This window comes from Guyparkeria halopsychrophila (assembly GCF_044582135.1).
GTDB lineage: Bacteria > Pseudomonadota > Gammaproteobacteria > Halothiobacillales > Halothiobacillaceae > Guyparkeria.
The window spans coordinates 24,691-43,669 of sequence record NZ_JBDODP010000004.1; the positions used below are offsets into that span (position 1 = coordinate 24,691).

19 protein-coding genes are annotated in these 18,979 nt (G+C 66.2%); 11 read left to right on the forward strand and 8 right to left on the reverse strand.

Annotation, left to right across the window (positions count from 1 at the left end; translation table 11 throughout):
• The first annotated feature begins 3 nt into the window (after nt 1-3).
• Genes ABGV18_RS02850 through ABGV18_RS02865 form a run of 4 tightly spaced genes read left to right on the forward strand, consistent with a single transcriptional unit; the run spans nt 4 to nt 5,182 of the window.
• Nucleotides 4-1,404, forward strand: coding sequence for a sigma 54-interacting transcriptional regulator (locus tag ABGV18_RS02850; RefSeq protein WP_396584732.1), 1,401 nt, complete (start codon nt 4-6; stop codon nt 1,402-1,404).
• The gene (gene trkA, locus ABGV18_RS02855; protein WP_396584733.1) at nt 1,401-2,777 is read left to right on the forward strand and encodes a Trk system potassium transporter TrkA; all 1,377 of its coding nucleotides are present in this window, start codon (nt 1,401-1,403) and stop codon (nt 2,775-2,777) included. Before ABGV18_RS02850 ends, trkA begins: the two co-directional genes overlap by 4 nt.
• An 18-nt stretch (nt 2,778-2,795) precedes the next feature.
• A complete protein-coding gene (locus tag ABGV18_RS02860; RefSeq protein ID WP_396581915.1) occupies nt 2,796-4,247 on the forward strand; it encodes a potassium transporter TrkG in 1,452 nt (483 codons plus the stop codon).
• Entirely contained in the window at nt 4,244-5,182 is a 939-nt protein-coding gene (locus ABGV18_RS02865) for an LpxL/LpxP family acyltransferase (protein ID WP_396581914.1), read from the forward strand. The genes ABGV18_RS02860 and ABGV18_RS02865 overlap by 4 nt, the downstream gene beginning before the upstream one ends.
• Before the next feature lie 17 nt (nt 5,183-5,199).
• Here the strand turns inward: ABGV18_RS02865 and ABGV18_RS02870 are convergent, their stop codons facing one another.
• The 3 genes from ABGV18_RS02870 to ABGV18_RS02880 form a co-directional block, all read right to left on the reverse strand.
• A complete protein-coding gene (locus ABGV18_RS02870) occupies nt 5,200-6,138 on the reverse strand; it encodes a lysophospholipid acyltransferase family protein (RefSeq protein WP_396581913.1) in 939 nt (312 codons plus the stop codon).
• Nucleotides 6,135-6,869, reverse strand: a complete 735-nt coding sequence (locus ABGV18_RS02875) for an ATP-binding protein (RefSeq protein WP_396584814.1) — start codon at nt 6,867-6,869, stop codon at nt 6,135-6,137. Before ABGV18_RS02875 ends, ABGV18_RS02870 begins: the two co-directional genes overlap by 4 nt.
• A gap of 194 nt (nt 6,870-7,063) precedes the next feature.
• Nucleotides 7,064-7,321 carry a hypothetical protein gene (locus tag ABGV18_RS02880; RefSeq protein ID WP_396584734.1) on the reverse strand — a complete coding sequence of 86 codons (258 nt, stop codon included), beginning with the start codon at nt 7,319-7,321 and terminating at the stop codon, nt 7,064-7,066.
• Between the two features lie 232 nt (nt 7,322-7,553).
• On the opposite strand from ABGV18_RS02880, the gene pip reads away from it, so the two are divergent.
• The gene (gene pip / locus ABGV18_RS02885; RefSeq protein ID WP_396584735.1) at nt 7,554-8,504 is read left to right on the forward strand and encodes a prolyl aminopeptidase; all 951 of its coding nucleotides are present in this window, start codon (nt 7,554-7,556) and stop codon (nt 8,502-8,504) included.
• A complete protein-coding gene (dtd, locus tag ABGV18_RS02890) occupies nt 8,501-8,950 on the forward strand; it encodes a D-aminoacyl-tRNA deacylase (RefSeq protein ID WP_396584736.1) in 450 nt (149 codons plus the stop codon). Before pip ends, dtd begins: the two co-directional genes overlap by 4 nt.
• A 102-nt stretch (nt 8,951-9,052) precedes the next feature.
• Here dtd and soxZ read toward each other — a convergent pair whose 3' ends face one another.
• The 4 genes from soxZ to ABGV18_RS02910 form a co-directional block, all read right to left on the reverse strand.
• Nucleotides 9,053-9,358 (reverse strand): thiosulfate oxidation carrier complex protein SoxZ, encoded by a 306-nt coding sequence (soxZ, locus tag ABGV18_RS02895; RefSeq protein WP_396584737.1) that lies wholly within the window; start codon nt 9,356-9,358, stop codon nt 9,053-9,055.
• A 57-nt stretch (nt 9,359-9,415) separates the two neighbouring features.
• A complete protein-coding gene (gene soxY, locus ABGV18_RS02900) occupies nt 9,416-9,892 on the reverse strand; it encodes a thiosulfate oxidation carrier protein SoxY (RefSeq protein WP_396584738.1) in 477 nt (158 codons plus the stop codon).
• 189 nt (nt 9,893-10,081) lie between these two features.
• Nucleotides 10,082-11,437 carry a sigma 54-interacting transcriptional regulator gene (locus ABGV18_RS02905; protein ID WP_396584739.1) on the reverse strand — a complete coding sequence of 452 codons (1,356 nt, stop codon included), beginning with the start codon at nt 11,435-11,437 and terminating at the stop codon, nt 10,082-10,084.
• Complete coding sequence (locus ABGV18_RS02910; RefSeq protein WP_396584740.1) at nt 11,434-13,443, reverse strand: sensor histidine kinase; 2,010 nt, start codon at nt 13,441-13,443, stop codon at nt 11,434-11,436. Before ABGV18_RS02910 ends, ABGV18_RS02905 begins: the two co-directional genes overlap by 4 nt.
• A 65-nt stretch (nt 13,444-13,508) precedes the next feature.
• Between ABGV18_RS02910 and bioF the strand changes: the two genes are divergently transcribed.
• Complete coding sequence (gene bioF, locus ABGV18_RS02915) at nt 13,509-14,672, forward strand: 8-amino-7-oxononanoate synthase (RefSeq protein WP_396584815.1); 1,164 nt, start codon at nt 13,509-13,511, stop codon at nt 14,670-14,672.
• A gap of 176 nt (nt 14,673-14,848) precedes the next feature.
• Nucleotides 14,849-15,499: an OmpA family protein gene (locus ABGV18_RS02920; RefSeq protein ID WP_396584741.1), complete on the forward strand. Its 651-nt coding sequence runs from the start codon at nt 14,849-14,851 to the stop codon at nt 15,497-15,499.
• A gap of 37 nt (nt 15,500-15,536) precedes the next feature.
• Here the strand turns inward: ABGV18_RS02920 and ABGV18_RS02925 are convergent, their stop codons facing one another.
• Nucleotides 15,537-16,064 (reverse strand): DUF192 domain-containing protein, encoded by a 528-nt coding sequence (locus ABGV18_RS02925; RefSeq protein WP_396584742.1) that lies wholly within the window; start codon nt 16,062-16,064, stop codon nt 15,537-15,539.
• A gap of 159 nt (nt 16,065-16,223) precedes the next feature.
• Between ABGV18_RS02925 and ABGV18_RS02930 the strand changes: the two genes are divergently transcribed.
• From ABGV18_RS02930 to ABGV18_RS02940, 3 genes are read left to right on the forward strand one after another with little or no spacing between them, the layout of a single operon-like run.
• Nucleotides 16,224-17,498 carry a malic enzyme-like NAD(P)-binding protein gene (locus ABGV18_RS02930; RefSeq protein WP_396584743.1) on the forward strand — a complete coding sequence of 425 codons (1,275 nt, stop codon included), beginning with the start codon at nt 16,224-16,226 and terminating at the stop codon, nt 17,496-17,498.
• Complete coding sequence (locus ABGV18_RS02935; RefSeq protein ID WP_396584744.1) at nt 17,495-18,412, forward strand: 5'-3' exonuclease; 918 nt, start codon at nt 17,495-17,497, stop codon at nt 18,410-18,412. Before ABGV18_RS02930 ends, ABGV18_RS02935 begins: the two co-directional genes overlap by 4 nt.
• On the forward strand, nt 18,409-18,954 hold the full coding sequence (locus ABGV18_RS02940; protein WP_396584745.1) for a pseudouridine synthase: 546 nt from the start codon (nt 18,409-18,411) through the stop codon (nt 18,952-18,954). Before ABGV18_RS02935 ends, ABGV18_RS02940 begins: the two co-directional genes overlap by 4 nt.
• Nucleotides 18,955-18,979 lie beyond the last annotated feature (25 nt).

The following is an 18,979-nucleotide window of genomic DNA, read 5'->3' on the forward strand; positions in this document are numbered from 1 at the left end:
CGAATGAGTATCGGACACATACTGGTCGTCGACGACGAAAGCGAGATCCGCAACCTGCTGGGTGACGTGCTCGAAGACGAAGGGTTCACGGTCAGCAGCGCCGGTGACGCCATCGAGGCACGCGGCTCGATCGCCGTCCGGCGGCCCGACCTGATCCTGCTGGACATCTGGATGCCGGGCACGGATGGCATCGGGCTGCTGCGTGAGTGGCACGAGCGTGACCAGCTGGTCTGGCCGGTGATCATGATGTCGGGTCACGGTACGGTCGAGACGGCCGTCGAGGCCACCCGCCTGGGCGCATTCGACTTCATCGAGAAACCCATCTCGCTCGACAAGCTGCTGCTGTTGATCGAGCACGCGCTCGACAACCGGCGGCTGGCGCAGGAAAACGCGGCGCTCAAGCGCGGCGAGGTCGATCCGCTCGACCTGATCGGCGACTCCGAGTACATGCAGGAGTTGCGCAACCAGGCAAAGAAGATCGCCGACCACGATGCTTGGGTGCTGATCTCCGGTGAGCCGGGTACCGGCAAGCAGGCGCTGGCGCGCTTCATTCATCGGCAATCCGCCCGGCGGCATTTCCCCTTCGTTGATACCGGCGGCAGCGCGGTCTCCGGGCGCCAGAACGCCGCGGTCGAGCTGTTCGGCGCCGAGGAAGACGGACGCATCCGCTACGGGCTGCTCGAGCAGGCCAACGGCGGGACGCTGTTCATCGCCGAAGCGGCCGACATGGACGAGCAGACCCAGATGCAACTGATCTCGGCGCTCGAAAGCCAGTCGTTCTTCCGCGTGGGTGGCAACGAGCCGGTTCGGGTGGATGTGCGCGTGATTGCCGCGACCCGCAAGGATCTCGAGACGGAGGTGCGCGCCGGCAACTTCCGCGAGGATCTCTACTACCACCTCTCGGTGGTGCCGATACACATCGAGTCGCTGCGCGAACACCCCGAGGACATCCCGGTGTTGCTGTCCCACTACCTGGAGACGGCCCACAAGGTGGAGGGGCTACCTCGACGCGAGCTGACCATCGGCGCGCGCAACCTGCTGCGCTACCACCACTGGTCGGGCAACGTCCGCGAGCTCAAGAACCTGGTCCAGCGCCTGTTGATCCTGGGCACTGGCGAGGTGATCGACGAGCAGGAAGTCCAGCGGGCGCTGGGGTTGGCGCCCATGGGCGAGGCGGGCGAGGACAAGAGCCCGGCACTGGTGTCGCTCAACCTCGACCTGCCCTTGCGCGAGGCGCGCGATGAATTCGAGCGGCGCTACCTGCTCGCCCAGTTGAAGAACGTCGATGGTTCGATGACCGAGCTCTCGCGGCGCACTGGCATGGAACGCACCAATCTCTATCGCAAGCTCAAATCGCTGGGCATCCAGACGGGCGGCGAGCGCTCCACGGGGACCAACGCATGAAGGTGATCGTACTGGGAGCCGGCCAGGTCGGCAGTTCGGTGGCCACGGCGTTGACGACCGAGACCGACAACTCGGTCACGGTGGTCGATACCGACGCCGACGCGCTCAATTGGCTGCAGGAGCGCCTGGACATTCGCACGGTGACCGGCCTGGGCTCGCAGCCCAGCGTGCTCCAGGAGGCCGGCGCGGCGGATGCCGACATCCTGATCGCGGTGACGCATTCGGATGAAACCAACATGCTCGCCTGCCAGATCGCCTGGACGTTGTTCCACACGCCGACCAAGATCGCGCGGATCCGGGTGACCGACTACCAGGATCATCCGGCGTTGTTCGACAACGCGGCGATCCCGGTCGACTTCATCATCAGCCCCGAACGGCTGATCAAGGACTACATCGCCCGGCTGATCAAATACCCCGATGCCCTGCAGGTGCGCGAGTTCGGCGACGGCAGGCTGCTGCTGATCGGCATGGAAGTCGACCGCGGCGGCCCGATGGTGGGCGAGCCCATCCACCGCCTGCGCGAGTTGCTGCCGGACACCGAGGCGCGCGTGGCGGCAATCTATCGCCACGACACCTCGATCCCGCCCGAGGGAGATGCCTCCCTACTCGCCGGCGACGAGGTATTCTTCCTCGCCAAGAAGAGCGACATCCGCCGCGTGATGAGCGTGATGCGCCCACTCGACAAGCCCTACAAACGCATCATGATCGCGGGCGGCGGCAATATCGGCGGGGCGCTGGCCGCCAAGCTCGAGGACGACTACCAGGTCAAGCTGATCAGCCACAACCTGCGTCGTGCGCGCGAACTGTCGGCGTCCCTCGACCGCAGCATCGTGCTCTCGGGCAATGCCTCGGACACGGAACTGCTCGAGGAAGAGAACATCGAGGACATGGACGTCTTCCTCGCGCTGACCAACGACGACGAGGACAATATCCTCGCGGCGATGCTGGCCAAACGACTGGGCGCCCGGCGGGCGATGTGCATCGTCAACCGTACCGAGTACGTCGACCTGATCGAGATGGGCTCGATCGATATCGCCCTGTCGCCGCACCAGATCACTATTGGCGAGGTACTCACCCACCTGCGCCGTGGCGACGTGGTCAGCGTGTATTCCCTGCGCCGTGGGGCGGCCGAGGCGATCGAGATCATCGCCCGCGGCGACGAGGGCACCTCGCGGGTGGTTGGCCGGCGCATCGATGCGTTGGACCTGCCGCGTGGCACCACCATCGGCGCGATCCTGCGCGACGACGAGGTCTTGATTGCGCACCACGACACGGTCATCAAGGCCGATGACCACGTGGTGCTGTTTCTGACCGACAAACGCCGTATCGGCGAGATCGAGCAGCTATTCTCGGTCGGCTTCGGCTTTTTCTAGGGTCGGCAGCGAGATCCCATGCAATTTCTGATCGTGGTTCGTATTCTCGGGATCCTCCTGATGGTCTTCGGCCTGACCTTTGTTCCGCCGTGGCTGGTCGGCTGGGCGATGGGTGATGCCAACCTGACGCCCTTTGCCCTGAGTTTCGGCATCAGCGTGACGCTGGGCGGCATCCTCTGGGGGCTGACCCGTAATTACCATCGTGAGATGAAGCTGCGTGATGGGCTGTTGATCGTGGTGTCGTTCTGGGTGGTCCTGGGGCTGATCGGCTCGACGCCGATCTACCTGCAGCCGGAGTTGGGCCTGAGCTTTACCCAGTCGGTGTTCGAGTCGGTCTCGGGCATCACCACCACCGGGGCAACGGTGATCACGGGGCTCGATGAGTTGCCGCGCTCGCTGCTGTTCTACCGCCAGCAACTCCAATGGCTGGGCGGGTTGGGGATCATCGTGCTGGTGGTGGCTTTCCTGCCGCTGCTGGGTGTGGGTGGCATGCAGCTCTACAAGGGCGAGATGACCGGCCCGATCAAGGATTCGCGCCTGTCGGGACGCATCTCGGAGACCGCCAAGGTGCTCTGGCTGGTGTACACCGGCATCACGGTGCTCTGTGCGCTGGTCTACAAGATCGAGGGCATGACCTGGTTCGATGCCGTCGGCCACGCCTTCACCACCGTGGCGACGGGGGGGTTCTCCACCCACGACGCAAGTTTCGGTTATTTCCAGAACCCGACCATGGAAGTCACGGCCATGGTCTTCATGATCCTCGGGGCGCTGCCCATGGCGCTGCATTTCATTGCGCTGCGGCACGGCTCGCTACGTGCCTACTGGCGCAGTGCCGAGGTGCGCTTCTTTATCGGCTGGCTGATGGCGGTCGCCGTGTTGGTCGTGGCATTCTTCCTCGCGAACTGGCCGGAGGGCAGTTGGCTCGATACGGTGCGCCAAAACCTGTTCAACCTGGTTTCGTTCGCGACGACCACGGGGTACACCGCCACGGATCACACCGTTTATGGCCCCTTCCTGATGCTGCTGCTGGTGATGACCACCGTCATCGGCGGCTGTGCCGGCTCGACCACCGGCGGCATGAAATCGGTGCGCGTGATGCTGCTCGCCCGCCAGGGATTCCACGAGATACGCCGCCTGATCCACCCGCACGCGGTGTTCGTCATCCGCCTGAGCGGGCGTCCACTTGACCCAAGTGTGATCAGCGCCGTGTGGGCCTTCTTCGCCGCCTGGATGTTCACCTTTCTGTTCTTCTTCTTCGCCATGCTGTTCACCGGCATGGACATCGAGTCGGCGCTGGGGGCGGTGCTCGCCACCCTCGCCAACCTCGGTCCGGGCATCGGCTCGGTGGCCAGCAATTTCGCCTCGGAGTCGGAGCCGGTGCTGTGGCTGGGCATGCTGGCGATGATCCTCGGCCGTCTCGAGATCTTCACCGTGCTGGCCATCCTGTTGCCGATGTTCTGGCGGCGATGAGCCCGAGGCGTGCCGCCGTCGGTCCGCCGGTGTTTCGTCGCGGGCTGCTCGCCCCGCGTTATTGGCCCACCTGGCTGGGGATCGGCCTGCTGCGACTGCTGGCGGTCGGCGGCCATCCGCTGCGCCGCACCGTGGCGCGTGCGCTTGCCGGTCTGTACCGGCGCCTCAATCCGCGCCGGGCGGGGATCATCGCGACCAACCTGCGGTTGTGTTTCCCGCATCAGACGGCCGCGACGCGCGAGCAATGGCTGCGTCAATACCTGGACCGGCACATGCTCGCCCTGCTGGATCTGGGTCGTGTCCGCTGTGCTGGCCGCGGCGAGCTGACCCGCCAGACCGAGGTTGAGGGCCAGGCGATTCTCGACCGGCTGCGCGCCGAGCCCGGACTGATTCTCACCGTGCACAGCGTGGGGCTGGAGTGGGCGGCGGCCATGCTGGCGGAAACGGTCCTGGGCTCGACCATCTACAAGCCGTTTGCCCGCAACCCGGTGATCGACTGGTGGTTCGGCGGCATGCGCACCCGGCACGGCACCGAGGCGTTGCCGCGCGAGCGCGGCATGGGGCCGCATCTGCGCGCCCTGCGCTCGGGGCGGAGCTTCTTCTACATCGCTGACGAGGATCTGGGGGCCGAGCACAGCGTCTTCGCGCCGTTCTTCGGCGTGGAAAAGGCGACCTTGCCGCTGGCGGGCAAGCTGGCGCGGGCGAGCCGCCGGCCGGTCTATCCCGTGATCGGGCAGCTCGACGAGACCACCGGGCAGTACCGGTTGCGATTTCTCGAGCCGGTCGACCTGCCCGCGGGCAACGATCGCGAAGCGGCTGCGGCGATCAACCGCGTGATCGAGGACCTGGTGATCGACGACCCGGCCCAGTTGATGTGGTCGCTCAAGTACTTCAAGACCACGCCGCCGGACGAGGCCGACCGGTATCGGGACTGACCGGAAGAGGCTTGTCGTCAATCCTCTCGGCGCTGGCCGCCTCGAGCCCGTCCGCTGGCCTGGCGACGGAAACGCCGGTAGGTCCATTGGTACTGGCTGGGATTCTCGCGCACGACACGCTCGACCACGCGATTGAGGGCCGCAGCCGCCTCGACGGGGTCGTCGTGGTCGATGGGTTCGGTGACCGGCGCGTAGTGGATGCGAAACCCGCGCGCATCGGGTAGGCGTTCGGCCCAGCCGGTGAAGACGGGCACGCCGGTGCGTCGAGTCAGGGTGCGGATCAACGTCATGGTCAGCGCCGGCTGGCCGAAGAATGGCGCCATGACTCCCTCGCCGTGCCGCGGCGCCTGGTCGGGCAGAATGGCGACCAGTTCACCGCGCTTGAGCGCGCGCAGCGCCTTTCGCACCCCGCCCAGGTTGGCCGGCGCCATGGCGGCGCCGAAGCGAGCGCGGAACTCCACCAGCAATTGCTCCATGGCCGGTTCGCGCGGCGGGCGGTACATGACCGTGGTCGGAACCCGGGCGCCTGTCGCGAGCCCGCCCAGTTCCCAGTTGCCGATATGTGGCGCGAGCAGAATGGCGCCTCGACCGGTCTCGATCGCCTGTTCGATTGGCTCGAACCCGTCCATCGTGCGCACCACCGCCCCGACGTCGGACTGGTCCCAATGCCAGGCCGAGGCGGTTTCGACCACTCCCTTGCCCGTCTCGATCAGCGTTTCCCGGGCGAGCGTCTTGCGTTGGCCATCGTCCAGTTCGGGCAGGCATTGGGCGAGGTTTGCCTCGATGGTCCGACGCGTCGATCCGCGCATGACCCAGGCGAGCCTGCCCAGCCAGGTGCCGAGGCGTTGTGCGGCGGGGAGGGGGAGCCAGCCCAATGCGGCGAGCACGGCCCGTGCCGCGGCCAGCCTCAGGCGACCGCGCCAATAGCCCCAGGTCGTGTCGAGCCGTTTTTTCACTTGCGAGAGGCCGCCAGCGGGGCGGCGTATGCCGTGGTGGCATGCGCGATCGCCCGATCGGCGCCATCAGCGACCAGGGGCGCAATGGCCGATCGGAGCGAGTGGAACAGCTGGCCGTTGCCGTGCTCCTCGGCGACAAGCAGTTGCTTGAAGTGTTCGCGTTGGGTGGGCATGGCGAAGCAGGCGGGGCAGTTGTCGTTGATCACCGGCAACTCGAAGTCGCGGGCGAAATCGACCAGGGTCGACTCGCGCACGTCCACCAGCGGGCGGATGATGCGCACATCGCCGGCATCATTGAGGTAATGCGCCTTCATGGTGTTGAGCTTGCCGCCGTGAAACGCGCTCATCAGGAAGCTCTCGGCGAGGTCGTCGAGGTGCTGGGCCAGTGCCAGCACGTTGAAACCTTCCTCGCGGGCCAGTCGATAGATCAGACCGCGCTTGAGCCTGGAGCAGAACGAGCAGTAGGAATCCCCGCTCATGTGGTCGTCGGCCAGTGCGACGATGTCCTCCTGCACCCGGTAGTGGCGAATGCCGAGGGATTCGAGGTAGCCGCCGAGCGGGCCGGGGTCGAAACCGGGCACCATCGGATCGACGGTGATCGCCGCGATCTCGAAATCGATCGGCGCGCGTCGCTGGACGTGCCGCAGGAGGTGCAGCAGCGAGAGCGAGTCCTTGCCGCCGGACAGTCCCAGCAGGACCCGGTCGCCGTGGTGCAGCATCTGGTAGCGCATCACGGCCCGAGCGACCTGCTTTTGCAGGGGGCGGCCGGGCGTTGCCCAGCGCCCGCGTGGCGTGTCGGCGATATCGACGGGATGGTTCTTCAGGATGACGGGCATGCGACGGGTCGATGGGGTCGTTGGTGATGGTCGGCCATCTTACCAGTCGTGATTCAGCCGCGAGTCGTTCTCCGGCCGTATGGCGGGGGCTATTCGTGTTCTTCGTACACGGGGCGGCCACGGTAGTAGCCACGGATGCGGGTGCCCCGGTCACCGGACGCGGCGTCTGCCACGGGCTTGCCGATTGCCTCGGCGAGCGCCAGTATCCTCGGATCCTCGCTCGCCCGGGCGAGACGCAGCAATCGCTGCTCGACCCCGTAGCGAGACATGTCGACGGTGATCCCCATGTCTTTTTCCAGGGCGCGCTTGAGTTCGACCAGGTGTTGCATTCGCTCGCGTTGTGACATGGGTGCTCCGATGACGAGATCGGCGTCGGATCTGCAATATCCGCACCATGGGAGCGTCAACCCGCGCGGCCGCGCCACATGACCGATAGCTCGGTCGGCACGCACCGGCTTGGGGCGAACCCCGTCTTGAGTGCGCGTTGACGAGGCGTTGCCGATTTGAACCGAGGTTCTCTAGACTGAACTCTCGCCATCTGGCCTGTTCGTCCACCGCAGCCAATCGAGGTCCGCCTGCATGCGCTCGCTCTATCCCCCGCTTGAACCCCTGGTCAATCACAGCCTGCCGGTCGGCGACGGGCACGTCCTGCACATCGAGGAGTGCGGGCGGTTGACCGGCCTGCCGGTGTTGTTCCTGCATGGTGGCCCGGGGGCCGGCTGCACCCCGATGCACCGGCGATTCTTTGACCCGGACCGCTACCGCATCATCCTGCCGGACCAGCGCGGCGCGGGCCGTTCGACGCCGCATGCCGGTCTGGAGGCCAATACCACCGGCCACCTGATCGCGGATCTCGAGTTGCTGCGCGAAACATTGGGCATCGATCGCTGGCTGGTCTTCGGTGGCTCCTGGGGCTCGACCCTGGCGCTGGCCTATGCCCAGGCCCACCCCGAGCGGGTGAGCGGGCTGATCCTGCGGGGCGTGTTTCTCTGTCGTCGGCAGGACATCCGCTGGTTCTACCAGGAGGGTGCCTCGCACGTGTTTCCCGATTACTGGCGCGATTACGTCGAGCCGATTCCCGTCGATGAGCGCGAGGATTTGGTTGCCGCCTACCACCGTCGACTCAACGGCGATGACGAGATCGCCCAGTACCACGCCGCGCGGGCCTGGTCGGTGTGGGAGGGGCGCTGCGCCACGCTGCGGCCCGAACCCGAGGTGGTGGACTACTTTGCCGATGCCCATCACGCCCTGTCGATCGCCCGGATCGAGAACCACTATTTCATGAACGATTCGTTCCTCGAGACACCGCTGCACGATGGCATGGATCGCCTTGCCGATATCCCGGGGCACATCGTCCATGGGCGCTACGACATGGTCTGTCCCATCGATCAGGCCTTCGCCCTGCACGAACGCTGGCCGGGCGCGACGTTCGAGGTGATCGATGACGCTGGTCATGCCGCGAGCGAGGCGGGCATCGTCGATTCGCTGGTGCGTGCCACCGACCGGTTCGCCGACGAGGCGCGTTCATGATCGGGCTGATCCAGCGCGCGCGGCGGGGCGCCGTGCGGGTCGATGACAAGGTGGTCGGCGAAATCGGGGTGGGGCTGGTCTGCCTGGTCGGGGTCGAGCAGGGCGATGGGCCGGCTCAGGCCGAGCGACTGGCCGAGCGGGTGCTCAATTATCGCGTGTTCCCCGACGAGGCCGGCCGGATGAACCTGTCCCTACTTCAGACTGAAGGCGGGGTGTTGGCCGTGCCGCAATTCACGCTGGCGGCAGATACCCGCAGCGGCAATCGGCCCAGCTTCACCCCGGCGGCCGATCCCGGCGTGGCGCAAGAGCTCTTTGACGTCTTCGTCGACACGCTGAGTCGCCGCCACGCCGGGACGGTGGCGACCGGGCGCTTCGGTGCCGACATGCAGGTGGAGCTGATCAATGACGGACCGGTGACCTTCTGGCTGGAGGCGCCGCCAGGCTGACCGTGCCGGAAGCGCTCATCGCTTCCCGCCGCGATAAAAACGTCAGGCACAAAAAAGGCCCGCCGAATGGCGGGCCTTGTCCTTTTGGCGGTTCAGTCTGCCTTAGGCAGCCTGGGTAGCCTCGTCGGACTCACCAGTGTTGGAGGTCCAAGCGATGGTGACTTCGTCACCCTTCTTACCCGGTACCTTGATGTTCAGGTAGGGGTTCTTGGAAACGGCTTCCGACAGGTTGCCGTCCATGACGTTCTCACCGTTGACGGAGACCATCAGCTTCTGGATAAAGTCAGCCGGGATCTTCTCGCCGGTGGACTTGTCTTCGCGGTTGCCAGACTCCATCGGGTGACGGATCAGGGCCTTCACGTCCAGAACGTCGCCGGCCGGAGAAATGCGCATGCGGATAGTAGACATAATCTATACCTCTTGGGTTATCTGTCTTTAATCAATGACTTCGGGTTCAGAGGCTGATTAGCCGCCGCAGCCACCGATGGTTACCTTGACTTCCTTGGACGCTTTGTACAGCTTGCCGCCAGCGTGAACTACGCCAGTGACGTTGTCGGTCTCGCCCATACGGATACGGGTGGAGACGAACGGGTTGGCGCCAGACAGGTCGAAGGAAGCGACCAGCGGGGTCGGGTTCTTCGATACGAAGATGGCGATTTTATCGGCATCGGCGATGCCAGACTCGACGGTGACCGGCACAACGGCGCCGTTCTCGGCGATGTCCGGAGCCTTCACGGAGACGTCGCCGGAATCGGCGGCTTCATGGGCGCCGAACAGCTCGTCCATGGCAGTTTCCATGCCTTCGGAATCGAAAGCCGCTTCCGGCCAATCGGCGGCAGCGGCCAGGACCGCACGCGGGGTCAGCAGACCGGCACCAACGGCCAGGCCAGCAGCACTGGCAGCGAGGCTGCCCTTCAGAAATACGCGACGCTTGGTTTGCATATCTTAACTCCTCGTTAATGTGTGGGTGTCCACGCCCCTCATCAAGCATGGCCCGTGCCATGTTGGTAAGTGGCTGATAAAGAGAGGAAATGGTGGGATATGGAGGGCGTTGCAAGTTGCAATCTGCAATGTTGCTGCGTCCAGCATTGCAATGATTCCGGCTGTGATCGGCCGAATGCGGCGTGTTGATCACTGCTTGTCGTAGTTCTGCAGCTTGCGCCAGAGCGTCGACTTGTTGATGCCGAGGATGGCGGCAGTCTTCTCGCGGTTGCCCTCGGTATGCTCCAGCGTCTTTTCAATGTAGCGACGCTCGAGCTCGTCGAGGGTCGGGAAGTCGGCGTCGATGGTGCTTGCGCCGGTATGGGTCGATGCAGGGGCCGTGTCCTCGCCGACCAGTTCCAGGTCGATCTCCTCGCTGTCGGACAGGGCCACGGCCCGCTCGATGGCGTTCTTGAGTTCGCGGACGTTGCCGGGCCAGGGGTACTCGAGGATCGCGCGCTCGGCGCGTTCGGTCAGTTGCTTGGCCGGCCGGCGGAATCGGCCGGCGAACTCGTCGATGAAGTGCTGGGCCAGTGCCGCGATGTCAGCGCGTCGTTCACGCAACGGGGGCACCAGCAGGCGCACCACGTTCAGCCGGTGGTAGAGGTCGTGGCGGAACGTGCCTTCACGCACCATCTCGGCGAGGTTGCGATTGCTCGCAACGATAAAGCGCACGTCAATCGGGATGGTCTGCACCCCGCCGACGCGGGTGATTTCCTGTTCCTGCACCACGCGCAGCAGCTTGATCTGCATCGCATCCGAGATGTTGCCGATCTCGTCGAGAAAGACCGTGCCGCCGCTGGCGACTTCCAGCAGGCCCGTCTTGGCCGTGTTTGCGCCGGTGAAGGAGCCCTTCTCGTGGCCGAAGAGCTCGGTTTCCAGCAGGGTGTCGGTCAGCGCACCGCAGTCGATCACGATGTAGGGCGTGCCGGCGAAGTCCGAGCGCTCGTGCGTGGCGCGCGCGGCCAGCTCCTTGCCCGAGCCGGATTCGCCCTCGATCATGACGTTGATGCGCACGTCACGGATCTTGTCGATGATCTGGTAGACCGCCTCAATGGCCTTCGATTGCCCCAGCATCCCCCGTTCGCCTGGCTCGGTCGCCGAGGGCGGTTGGGCCGGCCCTTCGTCGAGCAGTCGGCGCACCAGGTCGATCAACTCCTCCGGGTCGTAGGGTTTCTTGACGAAATCGCTGGCACCGAGCCGCAGCGCCTGGATGGCGTTGTCGATGGTGGAATAGCCAGTAATCAGGATCACGGGCAGCTCGGGCCATTCGCCGCGCAGCCATTCCAGGAACTCCAGGCCGTTCATGCCCGGCATCTTGAGATCCGAGATGACCAGGTCGACCGGATTGTCGATCAGCCACGACTGGGCGGCCTCCACCGATTGAAAGCCGTGAACCGTCAGCCCCTCCGTGCGCGCGTAGCGCGTGAACAGGTCGGAGGCGCGTTCGTCGTCGTCGACGAAGGCGATCACCGGCGGGTTGTCGGTTGGCCTGGCTGTCGTCATGGCGTCGGTGTCGATTGCGTGGGTTTCTCGGGTGGACGAATGATGCGCGGTCGCGCCTTGTGGCGCGGCAGCACGACGCGAGCGAGCACGCCGGTGGCGTCCTCGCCCAAATCACGCCGGTTTTCCAGTGTCAGCTCGCCGCCGTGGTACTGCACGATGCCGAGGCTGATCGACAGCCCCAGGCCCGTGCCACGATCGACCGCCTTGGTGGTGAAGAACGGGTCGAAAATCTGTTCGATCACCTCGGTCGGCAGGCCGCTGCCCTCATCGCGGATCTCGATCTGGACGGCTTCTTCGAGGCATTCGGCCTGGATCAGTATATGCCCCCCGGTGGGGCTGGCGTGGATGGCGTTGCGCACCAGGTTGGCAACCACCTGTTCCATCTGGCCGGGATCCAACTCGGCCTCGCAGCGAGCGGTGGCGCTCAGCAGGGCCAAGTGCACGTCGGCCTCCATGGCCTCGGGCTCCATGCGGTCGATCACCTCTTCCAGCCACTCGGCGAGCGCGATGGTCTCGTGTTCGGGGGGCAGCTGGCGCGCGAAGTTCATCACGCCGCGCACGATGCGGCTGGCACGATGCGCCTCGGCGCGCAGATCAACCATGTCCTCGTGGACCCCGGGCTGGTCGTCCGGCAGCTGGCGCTCGACCAGCCGGGTGAGCGTGAGGATGTTGTTGAGCGGGTTGTTGATCTCGTGGCCGATGCCGGCGGCCATCTCGCCAATCGAGGCCAGCTTGGCCTGTTGCAGGGCCTTTTTCTCGGCGCGGTCACGTCGACGGGCCTCGCTGGCGAGTTGTTCGGTCAGATAGTGGAACGAGGCCTGCAGTTCGTGGACCTCGGTTGTGCGGGAGTCCACCGGGATGGGGCCGTCGCGGTGACCGTCGGCGAATCGCTTGAGGCTTTCGGAGAGCCGGATGATCGGCCGGGAGAAGAAGCGCGCCCCAAGCCCGGCGAACAGCAGGCTCATCACCAGGGCCAGCAGGCCGAAGCCGAACAGGCTCAGTCGAATGTCGCGAAACGGGGCGGTGGTGATGTCGGCCGGCAACTTGAATGCCACGAACCATGACGTAAGGCTGTGCGGGTAGGGATGGTACTCCTGGTAGTAATAGCGGGTATCGCCGTCCTCGCTTAGGTAGGAGCCGTTTGATTGGGCTACGGCGGCATTCCAGAACGCGCCTTCGTCGATCTGACGGGCATCGGGGTAGCCGGCCCGGCCGCCGTTTTCGAACGGGCTGATAAAGCCGATCTCGCGCTGATCGTCGAACAGCAGCAAGCCGTCACGCGCCGTCACGCCCGGATTGTGTTCGATGATCATCACCTCGCCGTCCCGGGGGCGGGGCGAGAACGACAGGATCTCGTCGAGCTGCTCGCCGAAGGTGTTGACCACCACGTAGCCGGCAATGCGGTCGTCGACGTTGCGCAGCGGACGCACGGCGGACAGCGTGCTCGGCTCGCGGCCGGGGAGGGCGTCGCCGAAGGCCAGCGGCAGCGTCATGTAGCTGATCTGGTCGGAAGGCAGGCTCTCCAGCCGCTGGAGAAAGCGGTCGTTGTCGAATTCCTCCTCGACGTAGGTGACCTGTCCGAGGCTGTCGAATGAGGGCGAGGCGACCCGCCCGAGGGTGACCTTGATTACCGTGTTGCCGGCCGCGTCGAGAATACGGATACTTCCCAGCCCCGGCACGGTGCGCTGCAGGCCGGCCAGAAAGCGGTTGGCATTGATGCGCATCGAGGTCAGCTCGGGGTGGCGAATGCCCAAGGACGAGGCCATCAGGGCGTTGAGCATCGTCTGGATTTCCTGCGACTGGCCGATGCCCTCGACCACCTCGCGCTCATAACGCATCCGGTTGCTCATCTCGCCGATGAGCGAATCGATGTTTTCGTCGATTTCGCGGCTGATTTCCTTCTGGAAGCGCTGCTCGCTGTAACTGGTCACCCCCCATACCAGGAGCACCAGCGGTACCAGGGTGGCGGTAAAGGTCCACAGGAAGATGTTGACCGGCAGACGCATGCGGGCGAGCCTCGGGGTGCGTCCGGCCCGATGGCCGGCGCAAGGATTACGGTGAGGGTGACGCTATCACAAAGCATGATTGGACACAGTGGCTGGACGAGCGCGCCGCGAAGGGGCTGAGCCGGCGCTTGAGGGTGGCCGACTCGCCGCAGGGCCCGCGCATGCGGATCGACGGGCGCGAGTATCTGGCCTTCTGCAGCAACGACTACCTCGGATTGGCCAACGATCCGCGGCTGGCCGAGGCCATGCGCGAGGGCATTGACCGCTACGGGGTGGGCGCCGGCTCGGCGCACCTGATCAACGGCCATTTCGAGTCGCATCAGCGCCTGGAGGATGAGCTCGCGAGTTGGCTCGACGTGGAGGCCGCGCGGCTCTTTTCCACGGGATACATGGCAAACCTGGGGGTGGTCGGGGCGCTGATGGGGCGTGGCGACACCGTGATCGCCGACCGACTCAATCACGCCTCGCTGACCGATGCCGTGCAATTGTCCGGGGCCCGCCTGTCGCGTTATCGGCACAACGATCTGGGCGATCTCGAGGATCGTCTCGAGCGCGCCCGTGGCGAGCGAATGATCCTCACCGACGGCGTGTTTTCCATGGACGGTGACATGGCGCCATTGGCCGAACTGGTCGAGCTGGCGGAGCGATTCGATGCCTGGCTGGTGGTCGACGAGGCGCATGCCTTCGGCGTGCTCGGCGCGCAGGGGCGCGGCTGCTTCGAGGTGGCCGGCCTAGTTCCCGGCGAGCGGGTGTTGCGGGTCGGCACCCTGGGCAAGGCCTTCGGTACGGCCGGTGCCTTCGTGGCCGGCGCCGCCGAGCCGTTGGCGGTGTTGCTGCAACGGGCGCGCACCTATCTGTTCACCACGGCCCAGCCGCCGGCCGTGGCCGAGGCCTCACGCGCCGCGCTGGCGATCGTGCGTGACGAGGGCTGGCGTCGTGATCACCTGGCCGACCTGGTGAGCGCGTTTCGTGAGGGTGTGGTCGGCCTCGCCGGCCTCGAGCCGATGCCGTCATCCACTCCGATCCAGCCGCTCAAGGTGGGCGAGGCGGACCGGGCGCTGGCCATGGCCGAGCGGCTCGACGCGGCGGGGCTCCTGGTGCCGGCGATCCGACCCCCGACCGTCCCGACGGGCGGTTCGCGGCTGCGCATCACCTTCAGTGCCGCCCACGAACGAACCGACCTCAAAGAATTGCTGTCGGCCCTGCGTACATGCACTAGTGTTGTGTGACCGTCCGGAAAGGTTCTGCCACGAGGTGGTGGGAACCAACCGGGGTTTTACAGGTCAGATAGGGGCTTATTCGAGCCCCGCCAACCGCCCCACTTACGGGGCCGTGTGGAAAATTGGCCGGATGGTGGTGTCTCGATGGCCGCCCGAATCCGGCGACCATCCAAGGAGTGATGAACATGAAACATATGACATTGATTGCCGCTGCCGCCAGCGTAATGCTCGTTGCCGGCTGTGCCCAGAATCCCTACACCGGCGATAACCGCAAGACCGCGACGGGGGCGACCGTCGGTGCCGGCGCTGGCGCGCTGCTCGGTAACGTGATTGCCGGCTCGGGTAACAAGACCGGCGGCACCCTGATCGGCGCCGCAGTCGGTGCCACCGTCGGTGGCCTGGTGGGTCGTCAGATGGACCAGCAGGAGCGCGAGTTGCGCCAGGAAATGCAAGGTACCGGCGTGGACGTGCAGCGTCAGGGTGACACCATCCGCCTGCAGGCCCCCGAGTCGATCACCTTCGCCACGGACAGCGCCGAGATCAGGCCGCAGTTCCGCAGCACGCTCGATCAGCTGGCCTACTCGCTCCAGCAGTACCCGAATACCGTGGTACGCGTCGAGGGGCACACCGACTCGACCGGCTCGGCGAGCCACAACCAGACCCTGTCGCTCAATCGCGCCCAGAGCGTGACGAGCTACCTGGCGCGTTCCGGGGTGGATGCCAGCCGCCTGCAGCCGGTCGGTTACGGGCTTAACCGTCCGATCGCGACCAACGACACCTACGAGGGTCGTGCGCAGAACCGTCGGGTCGAGATCCTGATCCTGCCGCAGCAGTAATAAGCCGCGAGGCTAGTCCCGATGACAAAGGCCCCGGTTATTCCGGGGCCTTTTTCTTGGTGACGCCGGCCGGGAGGGGTGGATGGAGTCGCGTGCCCGGCTCCAGTGGCAGGCGGCTTGCCGTGCCGGCGGGCAGTTCCAGCACGTAGCGCGCCGCTTCGTGGCTCGGGTAGCCGGGGCAGGGATCGCTGCGGCAGGGCGGTACGGCCTCGTGCAGGTGAACGAGGCGCCAGTCGGTATCGAGATAGAGGATGTCGATGGCAAACGAGACGTTCTTCATCCAGAACGAGCGGGGCGCCTGGTCGGGGTAGATGAACAGCATGCCCTGGTTGCTTGCCAGCGGCGGGCGGTGCATCAGCCCCCGCAGGCGGCTCGATGGGGTGGTCGCCAGTTCGATCTGGAAGCGCTCGCCGCCCAGCCACATCGCCCGCTGGGCGCCGTCGTGGGATGACGGGGTGCCCCATGCCAGCCAGGCGACCAGCAGCAGCGCGCCCAGCAGCAGCGCGCCCAGCAGGAGGGTGGTGGTGAGCGGGCGAGAGGTCGATGTGCGAGGTGAAGAGGACATGCGGGCAGCATAGCGCCGAAGAAGCCGGGAAGGATCCGGGAAGGATCCGGGAAGATCTTGGGGGGGGGGCGGAGTCGATCGCCCTGACGAGTGCAGCGGGCGCTGATAAGATGTGCGCCCCGTATCGACACCGCCCAAACCGACATTGCCTAGGCCCCCATGACCCAACGTCCCGATGCCGAACAACGGCGCACCGAAGCGCTCGATTACCACGCCAAGCCGCAGCCGGGGAAGATCGCCACGGCGATCACCAAGCCCACCGAGACGGCGCGCGACCTGGCGCTGGCCTACTCGCCGGGCGTGGCCGAGCCCGTGCGCGCCATTGCCGCCGACCCGGACGCCGCCTGGCAGTACACCGCCCGCGGCAACCTGGTGGCGGTGATCTCCGATGGCTCGGCGATCCTGGGGCTGGGTGATCTCGGGCCGCTGGCCTCCAAGCCGGTGATGGAGGGCAAGGGCGTGCTGTTCAAGCGCTTTGCCGACATCGACGTGGTCGATCTGGAGGTCGAGGCGGAAACGCCGCAGGCGTTCATCGATACGGTGCGTCGGCTGGAGCCCTCCTTCGGCGGCATCAATCTCGAGGACATCAGCGCACCACGCTGCTTCGAGATCGAGGCCGCGCTGAGCGAGGCGATGGATATCCCGGTCTTCCACGACGACCAGCACGGTACGGCGATCATCATCGCCGCGGGTCTGACCAACGCCCTGCGCCTGCAGGGAAAGCGCCTCGATCAGGCGAAGCTGGTGCTGGTCGGGGCGGGCGCGGCCGGCACAGCCACCCTCAATCTGTTGCTCGACATGGGCCTCAAACGCGAGAACCTGTTGGTCGTCGATCGCGTCGGCGTGCTGCACGAAGGGATCGAGGACCTGCCCGAGCATCATCGTCGCTTTGCCGCCAAGACCGAGGCGCGCACGCTCGCCGAGGCGCTGGTGGGTGCCGACGCCTTTGTCGGCCTGTCGGCGCCCAACCTGCTGAGCGAGGAGATGCTCGCCAGCATGGCGGACAAGCCGGTGGTCTTCGCGCTGGCCAACCCCGACCCTGAGATCCTGCCCGAGCTCGCCCACCAGGTGCGCGATGACCTGATTATGGCGACCGGGCGCAGTGACTACCCCAACCAGGTCAACAACGTGCTGGCCTTCCCGTTCATCTTCCGTGGGGCGCTCGATTGTCGCGCCCGGCGGATCACCCCCAACATGAAGATCGCCTGCGTCGAGGCGCTGGCCGCGCTGGCCCGCGAGGCGGTGCCCGAGTCGGTGCTCACGGCCTACGATCTCGACGCGCTGGCGTTCGGGCCGGAGTACATCCTGCCCAAGCCCTTTGACCCGCGGCTGATCGAACGCCTGCCGGGAGCAGTCGCCCAGGCGGCCGCGGACGATGGCGTGGCCCGCACCCCCTACCGTCCGCATTCGATGCCGGGGGCAGGCTCACAATGAGTCAGGCGCGTGCCTGGTTGATCGATTCCCACGCCCAGATCTGGCGGGCGTGGCACGTCTACGAGAAGGGCCGCACCGATCAAGCCGGGCGGCCGGTCAATGCCGTGCTGGGCTTTGCCGATTACCTGCTGGCGCTACTGGAATCGACCTGGCTGCCCAACCAGCCGGCGCCGATCATCGCGGCCATTTTCGATGCCCCCTGCGGTCGCGGGCATCGCCAGGCGATCTATCCCGACTACAAGGGCCACCGCCCACCCACGCCCGTCGACCTCAAGGATCAGTTTCCGCGCTGCCGCGAGCTGGCCACGGCGGCCGGTTTCGGCGCGCTGGACCATGCCGGCTTCGAGGCCGACGACGTGATCGGCACCCTGGTCGGGCTGCTGCGCAGCCGCGAGCGGGCGGTGACCATCGTCACCGGCGACAAGGATTTGGCCCAACTCCTAGGCCCGGACGATCGCTGGTACAACCCCATGCGGGGCTCGGTGATGGCCTACGGTGACGTCGAGCGCCGCTTCGGCGTGCGCCCGGCGCAGATTGCCGACTGGCTGGCGCTATCCGGCGACGTGGCCGACAACATTCCCGGCGTGCCGGGCATCGGGCCGCGCACCGCCGCGCGCCTGCTGCGCAAGCATGGCTGTATCGATGGCATCTACGAGAACCTCTCGGCGGTCTACGGCATGAAATTCCGCGGGGCCCCGCGCGCCCAGCGACTGCTGCAGGAGTACGAAACGCAGGTGCGACTGTCACGGCAACTCACCGAGATCGTCTGCGATCTGCCGCTGGCCGAGACCCCCTCGCCGTGGCGGGGTATCGATCGTCCCGCGCTGGTGCGCATTCTCGAACAGGCCGGGGCCGACCCCGCCCAGATCGAGCGCTGGGAGGCCTGGGACGCCCCGCTGGTCCGTTCGGCATGAGCCTGCTCGCCTTCAACAAGCCGTTCGATTGCCTGTCCCAGTTCACGGCCGAGGCCAACAGCCCGGCGGCCACACTGGCCAACTGGATCGACTTTCCCGGCGTCTACCCTGCCGGCCGCCTCGACCGCGACAGCGAGGGCCTGCTGCTGCTTACCGACGACGGTCGCCTGCAGAACCGGCTGGCCGACCCTCGCCACAAGCTCGCCAAGGTTTATCTCGCGCAGGTGGAGGGCGAAATCGACGAGGGCGCACTCACCGCCCTGCGTGAAGGCGTGACCCTCAAGGACGGCACCACCCGCCCGGCCGGTGCCGAGCGGATGGCCGAGCCCGACTGGCTCTGGCCGCGCCAGCCGCCGGTGCGGTATCGCAAGAGCGTGCCCACCAGCTGGGTGCAGGTCACCCTGCGCGAGGGCCGCAACCGCCAGGTGCGGCGGATGACCGCCCACGTCGGCTTTCCCACCCTGCGCCTGATCCGGCTCGCGATCGGTCCCTACCGACTCGACGGTCTCGCCCCGGGTGAATGGCGCGAACTATTGAGCTGAGAGGCCGCCCGCCTGCGGATTCGAG